This is a genomic window from Rhodoblastus sp., from assembly GCF_052145335.1.
In the GTDB taxonomy this organism is placed as follows: Bacteria; Pseudomonadota; Alphaproteobacteria; order Rhizobiales; family Beijerinckiaceae; genus Rhodoblastus.
On record NZ_JBKQOU010000248.1, the window covers coordinates 17,899 to 32,146 of the forward strand.

11 protein-coding genes and 1 pseudogene are annotated in these 14,248 nt (G+C 59.6%); 4 read left to right on the top strand and 8 right to left on the bottom strand.

Going from position 1 to position 14,248, the window contains the following annotated elements; translation table 11 throughout:
* Positions 1–349: 349 nt before the first annotated feature.
* The 6 genes from ACLP2E_RS15855 to ACLP2E_RS15880 form a co-directional block, all read right to left on the bottom strand.
* Positions 350–769 (bottom strand): response regulator, encoded by a 420-nt coding sequence (locus tag ACLP2E_RS15855; protein ID WP_442461371.1) that lies wholly within the window; start codon positions 767–769, stop codon positions 350–352.
* Between the two features lie 64 nt (positions 770–833).
* Positions 834–2,027: an AraC family transcriptional regulator ligand-binding domain-containing protein gene (locus ACLP2E_RS15860; RefSeq protein WP_442461370.1), complete on the bottom strand. Its 1,194-nt coding sequence runs from the start codon at positions 2,025–2,027 to the stop codon at positions 834–836.
* 58 nt (positions 2,028–2,085) lie between these two features.
* Positions 2,086–3,108 (bottom strand): alcohol dehydrogenase catalytic domain-containing protein, encoded by a 1,023-nt coding sequence (locus ACLP2E_RS15865; protein ID WP_442461369.1) that lies wholly within the window; start codon positions 3,106–3,108, stop codon positions 2,086–2,088.
* Positions 3,105–3,974, bottom strand: a complete 870-nt coding sequence (locus ACLP2E_RS15870) for a 4Fe-4S dicluster domain-containing protein (protein ID WP_442461368.1) — start codon at positions 3,972–3,974, stop codon at positions 3,105–3,107. Before ACLP2E_RS15870 ends, ACLP2E_RS15865 begins: the two co-directional genes overlap by 4 nt.
* Positions 3,975–3,983: 9 nt before the next feature.
* A complete protein-coding gene (locus ACLP2E_RS15875) occupies positions 3,984–6,956 on the bottom strand; it encodes a molybdopterin-dependent oxidoreductase (protein WP_442466483.1) in 2,973 nt (990 codons plus the stop codon).
* Positions 6,957–7,105: 149 nt separating this feature from the next.
* Positions 7,106–8,020, bottom strand: coding sequence for a VOC family protein (locus ACLP2E_RS15880; RefSeq protein ID WP_442466484.1), 915 nt, complete (start codon positions 8,018–8,020; stop codon positions 7,106–7,108).
* A 259-nt stretch (positions 8,021–8,279) separates the two neighbouring features.
* Between ACLP2E_RS15880 and ACLP2E_RS15885 the strand changes: the two genes are divergently transcribed.
* The 4 genes from ACLP2E_RS15885 (at position 8,280) to ACLP2E_RS15900 (ending at position 13,218) form a co-directional block, all read left to right on the top strand.
* Positions 8,280–9,419 (top strand): 2,4,5-trihydroxytoluene oxygenase, encoded by a 1,140-nt coding sequence (locus ACLP2E_RS15885; RefSeq protein WP_442466485.1) that lies wholly within the window; start codon positions 8,280–8,282, stop codon positions 9,417–9,419.
* 61 nt (positions 9,420–9,480) lie between these two features.
* Positions 9,481–10,437, top strand: coding sequence for a fumarylacetoacetate hydrolase family protein (locus ACLP2E_RS15890; RefSeq protein ID WP_442461364.1), 957 nt, complete (start codon positions 9,481–9,483; stop codon positions 10,435–10,437).
* Entirely contained in the window at positions 10,434–12,392 is a 1,959-nt protein-coding gene (locus ACLP2E_RS15895) for an acyl-CoA synthetase (protein ID WP_442466486.1), read from the top strand. Before ACLP2E_RS15890 ends, ACLP2E_RS15895 begins: the two co-directional genes overlap by 4 nt.
* 154 nt (positions 12,393–12,546) lie before the next feature.
* Positions 12,547–13,218, top strand: a complete 672-nt coding sequence (locus ACLP2E_RS15900; protein WP_442461362.1) for a TetR/AcrR family transcriptional regulator — start codon at positions 12,547–12,549, stop codon at positions 13,216–13,218.
* Here ACLP2E_RS15900 and ACLP2E_RS15905 read toward each other — a convergent pair.
* Both ACLP2E_RS15905 and ACLP2E_RS15910 read right to left on the bottom strand, forming a co-directional pair.
* A complete protein-coding gene (locus tag ACLP2E_RS15905; RefSeq protein ID WP_442466487.1) occupies positions 13,215–13,847 on the bottom strand; it encodes a TetR/AcrR family transcriptional regulator in 633 nt (210 codons plus the stop codon). The genes ACLP2E_RS15900 and ACLP2E_RS15905 overlap by 4 nt on opposite strands.
* Before the next feature lie 72 nt (positions 13,848–13,919).
* Positions 13,920–14,248, bottom strand: a pseudogene (locus tag ACLP2E_RS15910) (4-hydroxy-2-oxovalerate aldolase); the annotation flags it as partial.

Sequence of the window (14,248 nt, forward strand, 5' to 3'; positions counted from 1 at the left end):
CCTCAATATATTGACGCTAAAACGTGTCTGGAAGCGAGCACAGGTTTATTCCGGCCATAAAAAGGGCTTAATCGGCCATCTCGCACAATTTCCGCGGAGTGTGGCAAAAGCGCCGCTGCCACCAGAAACCTGCGATGCACGAGCGTATTGCAGCGGTCAATTCGACCAGATCGCGCAGAATCGGAACGCCAGGAATGAAAGGCGGCCGAGGCTTCCCGGGAGGTCAGAACGCCTCGGCCGCAGCGCCGGCGCGGGGAGGGGCGCGCCGACGGATCAGGGACAAGTTCAGTTTTCAGTCGTGGCGGCTTGCCGATCGCATATTCAGAGATCAAGGCCATCCACATTCAAGTCATGCAAAGCCAGTCCGGGAAACGGTCACGGGGCGGCTGCGCCCCTTTTGCAGCGCCGGCGATCCAGGAGACATTTCCGACTTGAGGCGGCCGACTTCGTGCAAAAGATCATCGTCTCTGAACGGCTTGGCGACCACCGCCACACGGCTGCAGTTTGGCGGAAGGTGGTCTGCGTCATTGGCGGTTACGAAGAGAAAGGGAACGTCGCGACGCCGCAAAATTTCGACGACATCATCGACCCGTCCGCCGACGATGTTGACGTCGAGCAGCGCCGCGTCCAACGTCTCGTCATCGGCCAGTTTCCGGGCTTCGTCCAGCGTCCCGACGGGGCCGACAATCTCAACGTCCGCGTCCTCCAGCAATGTCTGGATGCGCAAGGCCAACAAGAATTCGTCTTCGACTACCAGGATTCGTTGCATGGCTTTCTCCCGCGTGGGTCCAAGAATATCCATCAAAGGCGGCTTTGCATGGACAATGTTGCGATCATCGAGATGAGGAAATCGTCGCGAGCGCGCCGACGCTCGCTTGTCGAGAACAATTGAATTTCTGTCGTCTGCGCACCAGCGATTGAGCGAGCGGATCTCGCCAAGCGACATCGCTTCGGTAATCCGCCGGCGTCTTGCTCGTCCAACGCTTGAAAGCCTTGCGGAAGCTGGATGCGTCCGAATATCCGACGCGCTCGGCTATGTCGTCGATACTCAGTCCTGTATTGCCAAGCAATTCCTTGGCAAGCCGATTGCGCGAATCTTCGATTACGTCCTGGCAATTGAATCCTAATTCCGCGAGCCTGCGACGCAATGTTCGAGATGAAAGATTGAGCCGCTCGGCCAATGCGTCAACGGTCGGCGGATTTTTGTCGTTAATGCTTTTCAAACATTCCTGCCTGACGGCGCGAACAAGCGCCGGTTCGCTGCTTCCAAGCGATTGCAGCATGCGTTCGCAAAGTCCGGCGCACATCCGTTCGGACAAGAGACTAGCGCGCGGACAGGGATCGGAAAGGGTTGCGGAGTCGAAGCGCCAATCGAGGGCGCCTGCATTGAATTCGACGTCGCATTGAAAAAGTTCGGAATAGAGCTTTGCATGGGCCGGCGCCGGATAAGGCAGGCGCATTTGCAGCGATTGGAACGGCCTTTCCATGACGAGTTCAATTAGGCGATGCATCGTGCTGAACGAATATTCAACGACAAGCGGCAGCAGCGCTTGCAGCCCATAATTATCGTGGCCTTCGATGACAGCCCGCTCCCCCTCGACGTGCAGGCTGCGATCGAGGATCGACCCAGCCAGACGATCATGAGCGAGACCGAATCGCAAACTCCGCTCGAGAGTCGGGAAAGAGGAAAGCGCCAATCCGAACAATCCAAGATCGTGAATCCGATGCTGCTGACCGGCGCGCAATCCGATCCCCGGATCTCTCGTCATTCGTTTGATATTTTGAAGGAACTGAAATTTCTGTCGGCGCGTGATGCTGGTCGTTGGATCGTCGAGAGATTCAGCTGTGAGGCCGATTGTCTCCAGCAACAAATCCCTCTTGACGCCTTGCTTCGCCATCTCGCGACAAAAGGCCGCGAGACCGAAAGCGGTGATCAGGACATCGCCGTCCGAATTCGAAACTTCGCGACAGAGCGTGGCCGAGGTTTTCCGGTGGGAAGATTCTCGTCCTTTTTTCTCTTTATCCATTTCCCCCTCCTACGGGGCGGAAATTGCGAGAGGTTTGCGATCGATGCAGCGGAAAGACTTACGGCAGCAGGACGGCGCGCCCTGTTGCGTTATTTGCGACATGTTCGAAGGCGCGACGCGCCTCGGAAAAGGGCGCCGCCATCCCGACGGTCAGTTTTACCGCATCGGCCGCGACAAGTCGCCGCAATTCGTCCAGCGCTTCTGGATGCGGACGAAAAATGATCCAGCGGTAGGTTGCATTTTTTTCGGCGGCGAGCGCGCGCATCCGTGTGAAGTCGCGATAATTGCGCCAGCCGCCGCTGACCAATCCGAAGCGATCGAAATTGCCGAGGAAGGGATGCACGACGGTCGCATAGCCCAGCGCGCCTTTCCGTAATCGGCCAAGCAGAATTTCCTCGTCCTGCCAATTGGCGAAATTTAATCCGGCATCGAAGGTTGCAGGCAATGCGTCGAGCTTTTGCTGGCGGCGATCCCAGATCTTGGCGGCGCCGAGTTCGAGGCACTTGGCCGCATTGGGTGTGCTGCAGACGGCTGTGACCGACGCGCCCCATTGGCCAAGCAGTTGGAGCGAAAGCTGGCCCAATCCGCCTGAAGCGCCGTGCACCAAGACTTGCAGTCCCTTGGCGTTGGATTTGGTAATTCCGGCGCCGTGCAAGGCTTGCCAGACCGTGTTGAAACAATAGGGCAGGGTCGCGAGAGCTTCGTCGGTCGCGGCGCCCTCGTAACGGCGGATATAGCGGGCGTCGACACAGACATAGCTTGAATGGGCGCCCCCTTTGCCGGTCGGAACCAATCCGAACACGCGGTCGCCCGGATGCAGATCCCTGACGTCCGCGCCGACGGCGGCAATGTCGCCAGCAAAGTCGTTTCCCAGAATCAGCGGAAATTTTCCGGCGCCGACAAGGCGCAGGAAACGCCGCCCATATCCTTTCGCCCGACCCAGATCGATCGGATTGACGGTCGTCGCCTTGACGAGCACCAGCGCCTCGCCGTCGCCCGGCGACGGCGCATGCGCAGCGCGCACTTCCAACTCGACGGGGTCGGCCGGTTTGAGACACCAAAGTTGCGAGACGTCAGTCATGGCGAAATGGCGTCCGCTGTCGAATCGACGGCGCGAAGCGCGAGTTCGCCAAGATAGACGCTTTCAATCAGTTTGCAATCGCGCGATGCGCTGCCGAGTCCGTGCCGAACTTCGATCCGATAGGCGCCGCTGTTCGCCGGAAGACCATCGAAGCGAAAATCGCCAAAATCGTCGGAAGCCGTCTCTTGAATTTTCGCGCCGTCGCGGACAAGTGAGATTTTGGCGTCCTTCACACATTCGACGCGCCCGCCGATCAGCGCGCTGACGGAGCCGCCGATGAAACAAGTCTCCCATCGATCCAGATCGCGATACCAGACTCGCGGCTCCGCGCCGAGTTTCTCGTGCAAACGCCGCAGGTTTTCCTTTGCCGCGCGCGTCTTCATCACGGAATCGTCGATCTTGACAGCCTCGAAAACATCGGTCGGACAGGCCTGCTGGCAGCGGGGAATGGTCCAGCCGGAGTCCAGCAAATGGGCGTCGAAGATCCAGGTCTGCGGAATCTGCAGCTCTTCGTTCCAGACGATGGCGCCATAGGGGCAAGATTTCGCAATGTCCCGGCGTCCGCGCGCTTTCACTGGATCGATGAGGACGATTCCGTCGTCACGCTTAGAAATCGCATCGCCGCCCACTTTCTGGCAAGGCGCATTGTCGCAATGATTGCACATCACCGGCAGATAGACGGTCTCCACCATGGGCGCTGAGCCCTGCACGCGGCGGCGAATGCGGATCGTGCTTTCGCCCTGTTCCGCGGCCGGCGCCGCATAGCCGGGGAAATCGTTGCCAGAATGTTCGTCCCGGTCGGCGAGGACGCAATTGTAGCAGTTCACGCACCGGCCGACGTTGATGATCAGATTCCACTTGCTCATGACTGCCCCTTACGCTGCCCGGCTTGTCTTGAACGCCTCGGCGTCGCGCCACTTCTCGACCTGCACCAGGCAGGAATTTGGCGCCATGCTGTGCGTGCCTCTTGTTTGCGACCGGTCGGGGGTGAGGATGTTCAGACAGCCGCCGATTTCGACTGTCTCGTTGCCGATTTCGATCAGCTGGAATTCGGCGCTCGCCTCATAGGACTTGACGACGCCCGGCATGACCATGGACGCAATGTCGGCCGCACAGATCACTGCGCCGCGGTCGTTGAATATTTTCACGAGATCGCGATGGCGAATGCCTCTCGCCTCGGCGTCGGCCGGATTGAGGCGTAGCAGCCAGAAGCGATGCCCGGCGATCAGGGCGCGATGGTCCTCGATCTGATTGACGGCGCTGTTCTTCCCGTCGTTGTATGTATGGAAGCTGTAACGGCTATGCGTGGCGATCATCTGCAGCGGATAGCGTTTGGCTAATTCGGTCGCGCGCAGACCTTCCCACGAGGGCAGGTAATGATTGACAGCCGGCCGGTCGGGATTGTCCGCCGTATGGCGCTTGAAAAGCTCGGGGACAAATTCCAGTTTGCCGCTCGGCGTTTGCAGGCCTTTGCCGAATTCTTCCGCATATTGGCTGGGCAGCGGCGCCGGCTCCGGGATATCCTTTTTCCGGCCTTCCGCATACCAGCGCATGTCAGGGACGGGAACCTCGCCTGGCGGAACGACGTAATATCCCTTCCGGCAGAATTCTTTCCAGGAGATCCGTTTCGGCAGGTCGGAGGAATCGAACACGCGCCTGGCCCAGTCAAGATCGCGCCCGCCCTCGGCAAACACGGATCCAAGCCCAAGTTTGGCCAGAACACCGCAGAAGATATCGTAGTCGGATCGCGATTCACCCAAGGGTTCTATGCACTTGTGCTGCAAAGTGACGACGCGATGGTTGAGGACGCTGTAGCTGTGGACCGCATAGCCTCCGGCATTGCACCATTCGCCAATGTCCCAGCGCTCCAATGACGTGCAGGCCGGCAGGATGACGTCGGCGAACTGCGCCTCGCCTTCCATCCAGATCGACTGGTTAACCACGAATTCGATGCTTTCGTGCCGATAGGCCTCCACCCATCGGCCCGATTTGGTCACGGTGCTGAACGACGATCCGCCATAGCGATAGATCATGTGGATCGGCGAATAGCCCGGCATGGGGTAGGTGAACGGCGCGAATTGCGCTTCCTGGGACATTCCGTCCCACAAATAGCCGGTGGCGTGACCATTGATGATCGCATCCGGTAATTGCTGCCGCGGGACCATCTGCCTGACGTGATTCATCGTCAGGACATGAGGCATGCGCTGATAATTATGGACCGCGTTTCCGGTCCAGAGCAGATCGCCGGAAATGCCGCCGTCCGCGTAGCCGGGAAAGTAGAAATAGGGATCGATGGGGGCTCCCATCTGGAGGCTGCCGAAATTGACGCCCGGCTTGCCCCAGCCTTGCATGGCCATGATCATGACCATGCTGCGCGCCCATTGCTGGCCGGGCGCGCCGCGACCGGCGCCGCCGAATCCGGCGCCCGACATTCCGATCGCGAGATGGACCTTCCTTCCGCCCCATTTGCGCGCCAGGGCGCGCACGTCCTTGGCCGGAACGCCGGTCTCGTCCTCCTGCCATTCTGGCGTCTTGGGGACGCCGTCCGTTTCGCCCAGCAGATAGGCTTTCCACTCGTCGAAGCCGGTCGTTCGCGTGGCGACGTAATCCTCGTCGTACAGGCCTTCGACGGCCCAGACATACATGATCGCGATCGCCATAGCGGAATCGGTCTGCGGCCGGATGGGAATCCATCGCCCGCCGAGCAATTGGGCGGTGGCGCTGAAATGCGGGTCGATATGAACGAATTCTATGCCGAGCTCCTTGGCCCACAGGCGATGCTGCGTGCCTTCGAAGCCCGCGTAGGCGCCGTTGGTGCTTTCCGGATCGCAGGACCAGAAGACGACCATTTCGGCTTCGTTCAGGCAGTCCGCCATCGTGCCGCCGCCCGCCGGCACGCCGACGCGCATCGAATTGCCGAAATGATGCATGGCGCCCCAGTACCAGCCCTCCCAGGAATCGGGATTGGCCACGACCCGGGTAAAGCCGATCAGATTAGCGAAACGCATGAGCGAACTGAGGTAATAGCCGACGTTGCCCCACTGGTGATGCGAAGACATGGGGAAGGTTATCGAGCCCGGTCCATGCACGCGCTTCTGCCGGTTGATCTCCTTGGCGACAATATCGAAGGCTTCATCCCAGCTGATCCGCACGTAGCCGGACTTGCCACGATTTTGCGGATTGCGCTCGCCATCTGGATCGAAATCGACCCGCTTCATCGGATAGAGAATCCGCTTGTCGGAATAGACCTGCGATTTCAGCGACAGGGCGTGCGGCGCGACGAGGCCGCCCCGCTTGGGCCGGAAACGTTTGCCGCGCGCCTCGATCTCCCAGCTCGCCGCATCCTTGTCGTCGAAATCGATCGGCGTGGTCCGCAGAATCCTGCCGTCCTTGACATAAACGAAAATGGGACCGCCATTTGTGCAGGTCGTATATCGACGGCTTCCGTCGGGCATTTTCACGCCCATCTCGAACCCGACGGTCTGGCTCATGTTCAACGTCTGAGTGAACCAGAGGAGGAGGTCGTCGCGACCGACGGTCACCACCTTGAAATTTTTCGCCGCGTGAATGATCTCGCCCTGATCGGGTCCCGGCATGAGGAAGACCAGAGCCGTATAGACGTCCTGGAAAACCAGGGCGACATCGGCCTCGGCACGCGAACCGGCCTGCGCAAAAACCTTTCCGCCGCGGATCGCGATGGTCGCGCCTATGCTTTCGTCCTTCAGGCCGAACCAGGCGGTGACATCGTGCTGCTTCAGCCGATCGCGAAAAACCGGATGCCGCCTGGCGGTAAATTCCAGCATTCTCGGCAGGACGAACAATATCGTCCGCATCACCAAACTTTTCATGCCCGATCCGCTCAAGTTTGAAAAAGGAGCCAAGCGACCTGCGCCGATTGAAGGGCGGGGCGCGCCTTTCGAAGGCGAGCGGCGCCTTCGGCGTCGCATCCACATCGCATTTCGAAGGAAGTGAAGAACCAGCGGCCTGAGCCGCCTGCTCACAGGCCGGGGAAAGCCGGACCCCACTGCAACAACGTCTCCCGGCCGAAGGGACGGTTAAGCGTTGGCGTGTCGCTGTTGACCAGATCTCCATCGACGAAATGCTCGACGTGGAAGCCCGCCGGATCGGTCCAATAATCGAAGACCTGGCTGCCGTAGAAATGACGGCCGATCCCCCAACGGTGTTGATAGCCCTTGTCGCTCATCACCTGGTAACCCATGCCGATGTCGTCGAAGTCGCGGCATTCGAAGGAAATATGGTCGATGCCCGGCGCCGCCGCGCCGACGATCGCCAGCGTATGATGATCGGTCCAAGCCGCTCCCTTGTCGAGATGCATGAACGAGGCGAGGACGTCGGATTCGCTATCCTTGTGGATCAGCTCCGAGGGCTTCATGCCGAGCGTCTCGCAATACCAGGCGATGCGCTCCTGCGGCGCGGGCGTGAACAAAGCCACATGACCGAGCCGCTGGATATGCGAGGAGCCGTAAGCCGGACGCTGGAACTTGCCGAGACGGTTCTTGCCGTGCGCGTCATTCCACGCGATCGGAAAGCCATTGGAAGGCATAGGCGCCAGCCGCTTGGCGCCGAACACGAATTCGAGTCGCCGCCCGTCGGGGTCGGAGCCAACGACATAAAGGCCGCCGCCCGGACGGGGAGATTCAGAAACCGGACAATTAAAGCGCGCGGATAGAAGATCCAGAGCCTCGCGCGAAGCCACGCGGAAGCCCATGCCGAGAAAGGCCGCATCGCCTTTGGTCGTCACGTAGGAAAACGGGGCGTCGCCATAGCTGCGCAAATAAAGCTGGTCGGCCGTCTGCTCCAGATCGAGCAAGCCGTAGCTGATCATGAATTCCCGGATTTGCGCCAGGTCGGGATGGCGAAAAATCACATATTCGATGTCGTCGATAAGCATGGTTTCCTCCCGTTTTGCAGACTTCCGGCTTTTTTTGCGAACTGCGATTCATGCTCGCAGGGGCCGGTATTTCCATCCGAATTGAAGGCCGCCAGCGTCTACGCGCCTGTCACAAACCCTCATTGCGATCAGATAATCAAAACTGATGAAAATGTCAATCACGATTTTTTGTCGTCAGGCTCGTGCGATCGCTCAGGGTATTGACGATTTTATCATATCTGATATAAAACTCATCAAAATCACAATGGGAGGAACAAGAATGGCAGAGTTCGAAGGGGCATCGCCTTCGGCGCCGAAATCGCGCCCGATCGATCTCACGACCCGCAGGCTTCGGCTGACGACGCCGAATCCCGCGCGGTGTCCTACTCCGACGACGAAGGCGACTTCCCTCGCCTACCTGATTTTCGAAAGGCCCGATCTCGATCTGGCGACGAAATTCCTCACGGATTTCGGGCTGCGCGTCGTCAAAAAAAGCGAAGACCAGCTTTACCTGCGCGGAACTGCAAGCAGTCCGTTTTGCTACGTCGTCAACCGCGCGCCGAAAGCCCGGTTCGTCGGGCTTGGCCTCAGCGTGGCTTCCGTCGAGGATCTCCGCAAATTATCCGCTCTCCCCGGCGCATCCGGGGTTGAGAATTCCGACGCGCCCGGCGGCGGCCGACGCGTCCGTCTCGTCGATCCGGCGGGTTTTCGCGTCGACGCGGTCGCCGGGCAGACGCCTCCGGAAACCTTGCCGCATCGCAGCCCGATCAAGTTCAATGCGCCGGACGATATCATTCGTGTCGACAAGACGCAGCGGCCACCGCCGCTTCCGCCGGAAATCGTCAAGCTCGGCCATGTCCTTCTCGAAGTTCCGAACTATCAGGCCGTCAGCGCCTGGTACACGCAGAATTTCGGATTCATCCCGAGCGACATTTGCGTTCTGCCCGATGGCTCGCCCGCGGCGACGTTCTTCCGTCTCGATCTCGGCGATATTCCCGCCGACCATCATACGCTGGCGATGACGATTCATTTTCAGGCTGGCTTCGGTCATTGCGCCTTCGAGGTCGTCGACGCCGACGCGGTCGGCATGGGCCAGCGGGTTCTGCAAAATCGTGGATGGCGCCATTCGTGGGGCGTCGGCCGGCATATACTGGGGAGCCAGATCTTCGACTATTGGGAAGATCCCTTTGCCGCCAAGCACGAGCATTATTGCGACGGCGACGTGTTCACCAGCAAATGCCCAACCGAAATTCATGCGGTCAGCCGCGAGGCCATGGCGCAATGGGGTCCGCCCATGCCCAAGAGTTTCACCAAGCCCGACTTCGGATTGAAAAGCCTGGCGGCGCTGGTGCGCAATCTTTACAGCGTCGAAGACCTCACGCTCAAGAAACTCATCGCTCTGATCAAGCTCGTCGGATAACGCGCCGCCAGCGACGCGTCTGTCGCGCGTCCGGGCGTTCAGCATTTGGGGATCATCATTCATGGCTATCAATGTCGTGCGGTTTGAACACGAAAGCCGTATTCAATGGGGCGTATTGCGCAACGGGCAAATCACGCGCATTCCGGGCGATTACCCGACCACGCGGGATTTCGTGCTTGCCAATTCAGTCGAAAGTCTCTTGGGATTGCGCGGAGAGGCGCTCTCCATTTCCGACGTCGAGATCTTGTCGCCGGTCACGCACAACCAGCAGTTCATCTGCCAGGGCGCAAACTATCGCCAGCACATGATCGAGTCGGGGATGGACCCAGACGCGAAGAAATTCAACATGATTTTCACCAAGGCGCCCAGCTGTATCGTCGCGGCGAATTCGCCGCTGATCATGCCAAAAAACGTGCGTTTTCTGGACTACGAAATTGAACTTGGACTGATCGTCAAGCGCGATCTTTCCGAATCGGTCAAGGTCACCGACGCCAATCTCCACGAATTCATCGCCGGCCTTGTCATCGTCAACGACTATTCCGCGCGCGACATCCAAATCCCGCAGATGCAATTCTACAAGGGCAAGAGCTACCGCACCTTCGGTCCGGTCGGCCCCTATCTGTGCCTGCTGGGCCCGAGCGATTTTCCGCACATCAAAAATCTGCAACTCAAACTCACGGTCAATGGCCAGGTGAGGCAGAACGACACCACCGCCAATCTGGTTTTTGGTCCAGCCGAGACGCTGACCGAACTATCCGGGGTGCAGGATCTCGTCGCGGGCGATCTGATCGCCACGGGCACGCCGGCGGGCTGCGCGCTCAGCGTCCCATCGCCGTCCCGTCAAAAGATCGCCGCGCTTTTCCCCGAAGCCACCAAGTGGAAGTTTTTCTTGAACGTGCAGGCCAAGCGCCCGCAATATCTGAAAATCGGCGATGTCGTGGAAGCGCGTATTTCGCATCCATCGGGAGACATCGATCTTGGCGTCCAGCGCAATGTCGTGGTGGGAGAGCTCGCATGAAGCCCGTGGCGGCTTACGCCGACGTCCTGCGTATCGAGGAGCATGGATGGCCGACGAATCTTCCCTCAAGCACCTACGACGCGATCCGCCAGGGCGCGGCGATCGATCCCGACGCGCCAGCGCTGTCGTTCTTCATGAGCGCGGACAAGCTCGGCGAAACGGAAGTCTGGAACTATCGCGACCTGCTACGGCGGATCACGCAAACGGCCAACGCCTTTCACGAACTGGGGCTGCGCAAGGACGACGTCATCGCTTTCGTCCTGCCGAATCTTCCCGAAACCCATTTCACCATATGGGGAGGCGAAGCGACAGCGATTGTCGCGGCGTTCAATCCCCTGCTCGAGGCCAGGACGCTGGCCGCGCTTTTGACTGCGGCCGGGGCCAAGGCGCTGGTGACGCTCGCGCCTTTTCCGGGGGTCGATCTCTGGTCGCGTCTCCAGCCCGAACTCGCCGGCATAGACAGCCTGCAACATATCGTGCAGGTCAATCTCGCGGATCGCGTCCAGGGTCCAGCCAAGGAAATGGCGCGCCAGGCCCAGCAAGGCGAAGTCAAGAAACTCCATGGGGACGGTGGCGTCCAGGCCGGGCTTCCCGCGCATGTCGCCGTCCACGACTTCTGGACCATCGTCGATCGACAGGAGGGCGATCGCCTTTGCTCCGATCGGCAGATTGCGGCGGAAGATGTTTCCTCCCTCTTTTGCACCGGCGGAACCACTGGCTTGCCAAAAATCGCCATGCGGCAGCATGGAGCCGAGGTCGCCAACGCCTGGAGCGCGACCGCGTTTCTGGGCGACATAATCGGACCGGGAAAAACGCTTTTTTGCGGACTTCCTCTGTTTCACGTCAATGGCGTTATCGTTACGGGACTTGTTCCGTTCTCGAAAGGCGCCCACGTGGTGCTGGGGACGCCGCAGGGATATCGCGGCGATGGAGTGGTCGCGGGTTTTTGGGAAATCGTCGAACATTTCAAGATCAATTTTTTCAGCGGCGTGCCAACCCTCTATGCCGGCTTGTTGCTGACGCCCGTCGGCGCGCATGACATAAGCTCGCTGGAATATGGCCTGTGTGGAGCGGCGCCGATGCCTGTGGAAATGTTCCGCAAATTTCAGGAAGTCACAGGTCTGCAAATTCTCGAAGGCTACGGGCTGACGGAAGCGATCTGCGTCAGCAGCATCAACCCGTCACAGGGCGAAAGACGCATCGGCTCCATCGGCCTGCGTTTGCCCGGTCAGGCGATGAAAGCCGTGATGCTTGACGACGAGGGCCATTACTCCCGCGATTGCGCTGTCGATGAAGTCGGTCTGCTGGCGATCTCAGGACCGAACCTCTTTTGCGGCTATTTGTCGGCAGAGCACAATGAGGGGCTCTGGCTGGACTGCGGCGACGGACGCCGCTGGCTCAACACCGGCGACCTCGGGCGTCAGGACGCGGACGGATATTTCTGGCTCACCGGGCGGAAGAAGGAACTCATCATCCGCGGAGGCCACAATATCGATCCCGCGACGATCGAGGAAGTCCTCCACCAGCACCCCGATGTTCAACTTGCCGCCGCCATCGGTCGGCCCGACGCTTATGCGGGAGAACTGCCCGTCGCCTATGTACAGCTGAAACAGGGCAGCCGGACAACCGAAGAAGAACTGGCGGAATTCGCACGAGCCAGAATCGGCGAGCGCGCGGCCCAGCCGAAATTCATCCGCCTGATCGACCGGATCCCTCTCACCACGGTCGGGAAGCTGTTCAAGCCAGCGCTGAAGAAACGGGAAATCAAGGACGCCATCGCCGATGCGCTATGGAATGCGGAAATCGAATTCGTCGAAGTGAGTGTCGTCGAAGAGCCGGGGCAAGGGACGCGTATTGGCGTCGATTTGACCAATGCGGAGGACGAAGATCGCGCGCGCGTCGTTATCGGTAATTTTTCCTACCCGTTTTCGATTCGCACGACTAAGAACCTGTGAGATGGTCAGGAGCGAATGCGCCGCCAAACTGGCGCGAGGGATTCGTTTACCGCGACGGGTCGCGGTAAACGAGAAATCGAATAAACTTGGCTAAAGTTGATTTTGAGCCGTCGCGGATGTAACCGGGACGAGATTGAATGGCAGGAGAATTGCAATGGCGCATGAAAGCGCTGAAAAGGCTGCGCCCAACCGAATGGGCCGCCAGCGCCGGAAAACGCATGACCGGCTAATCAACGCCGCGCTCTCGGTGATGGCGCGCAAAGGGGCGGAAGCGGCGACCATCAACGACATAACGGAAGCCGCCGACGTCGGTTTTGGATCGTTCTACAATCATTTTTCCTCAAAGGAAGATATTTTCACAGCCGCGACGGAGGCATTGTTCGACCGGATCGGAACGCAGATCGACGCCGCCATCGACACGATTCCCGACCCGTGCGAAGCTCTCGCCGCGGCCGTTCGTATTTTCGTCAATACTTTGATCGTCAAGCCCGAATGGGCTCAATTCATCATTCGCACAATGTCCGTTCCCGGCTACAAGCACTTCGGCATGTATCCGCGCCTGTTTCGCGACATACGAAAGATCGAGCAAGCGGAACGCCTGCGAATTGTCGACCCCGGAACGGTTACTTACGCCGTCGGCGGCGCCATGCTGTTCATGATCGTCGCCTTGCTCGAAGGCGACCTGCCGGCAAAGGACGCGCCCGAGCGCATGACCGCCATGGCTCTGCGCATGCTCGGGGAAAAGGAAAGTGAAATCGCTCGCATTATCGCGCTGCCGCTGCCGAAGCTTGACGAAACTTACGCTTCGTTGCTTGAGCAAAATTAAGAGACGGACAAGAGCGCCGGCAACTCGGCGACCGCATAGGCTTTGGCGTCGTTTTCTGGGACGCCAAGCGCGCGCAGGATGAATTCCGCGGCATCGAATCCGGCGTTTCGCCATGTCTCATGGCCATCCAGCACGAGGGCCATGGCGCCAATGACCGAACCGCCGATCATCATCATGACCGAATTCAGCTGCTCCTTTTCGAACCGGTAGAGTCCTCGCTCCAGACCCGCCAATACGTCGTGGGCCGGCCGGCCTTGCCAGATTTCCTCGAAAAACACCGGCGCCCGCAGCGCAAAGGTCAGTACGAAGCGCCCCCAAAGCGGCTCTTCATGCGCGCGGCGCAAATAAGAGCGAATACCGAACGCCAGCCGCGCCACCGGATCGTCGACCGACGAAAAGCTGTGCACCACGCGCTGGTTCATCTCGACCGTCAGCGCGCCCGCGACCTCGGCGAACAAACGGTCAATGGACTTGACGTGGGCGTAAATGGTGCCCCGCGCGACGCCAGCCTCTTCGGCCAGCTCCTTGATATTGACCTCTTTGCCGCCGCGCTCCGCGAAAAGGCGCATCGCCGCATCATGTATGCGCCGTTGCACTGCCGACTCGTATTCTTGCGTCTTGACTGCCATTGGTAAAGCCTGCGCTCATTTCAACACTTCTGTGCAATTTTGCCTACAAACAGTGTGAATGCAACTGCCACATCATTCCGCGGCAGAGCGCTTGCTGGCTAAATCCAGCGCGACATCGACGATCATGTCTTCCTGGCCGCCGACCATGCGGCGCTTGCCGAGTTCGGTGAGAATGTCGCGCGCGTCGACGCCGTAGAGTTTCGAGGCGTTTTCGGCGTGACGCAGGAAGCTCGAATAGACGCCGGAATAGCCGAGCGACAGGCTTTCGCGATCCACCCGCACCGGACGGTCCTGCAAGGGCCGCACGAGGTCGTCGGCGGCGTCCATCAGCATGTGCAGGTCGCAGCCGGTCTCGATCCCCATCCGGTCCAGCACGGCGATCAGCGCCTCCAGCGGCGCAT

Coding starts and splice junctions, on each gene's coding strand:
- ACLP2E_RS15855 (WP_442461371.1), bottom strand. CDS start 769: ATGCAACGAATCCTGGTAGTCGAAGACGAATTCTTGTTGGCCTTGCGC.
- ACLP2E_RS15860 (WP_442461370.1), bottom strand. CDS start 2,027: ATGGATAAAGAGAAAAAAGGACGAGAATCTTCCCACCGGAAAACCTCG.
- ACLP2E_RS15865 (WP_442461369.1), bottom strand. CDS start 3,108: ATGACTGACGTCTCGCAACTTTGGTGTCTCAAACCGGCCGACCCCGTC.
- ACLP2E_RS15870 (WP_442461368.1), bottom strand. CDS start 3,974: ATGAGCAAGTGGAATCTGATCATCAACGTCGGCCGGTGCGTGAACTGC.
- ACLP2E_RS15875 (WP_442466483.1), bottom strand. CDS start 6,956: ATGAAAAGTTTGGTGATGCGGACGATATTGTTCGTCCTGCCGAGAATG.
- ACLP2E_RS15880 (WP_442466484.1), bottom strand. CDS start 8,020: ATGCTTATCGACGACATCGAATATGTGATTTTTCGCCATCCCGACCTG.
- ACLP2E_RS15885 (WP_442466485.1), top strand. CDS start 8,280: ATGGCAGAGTTCGAAGGGGCATCGCCTTCGGCGCCGAAATCGCGCCCG.
- ACLP2E_RS15890 (WP_442461364.1), top strand. CDS start 9,481: ATGGCTATCAATGTCGTGCGGTTTGAACACGAAAGCCGTATTCAATGG.
- ACLP2E_RS15895 (WP_442466486.1), top strand. CDS start 10,434: ATGAAGCCCGTGGCGGCTTACGCCGACGTCCTGCGTATCGAGGAGCAT.
- ACLP2E_RS15900 (WP_442461362.1), top strand. CDS start 12,547: ATGGCGCATGAAAGCGCTGAAAAGGCTGCGCCCAACCGAATGGGCCGC.
- ACLP2E_RS15905 (WP_442466487.1), bottom strand. CDS start 13,847: ATGGCAGTCAAGACGCAAGAATACGAGTCGGCAGTGCAACGGCGCATA.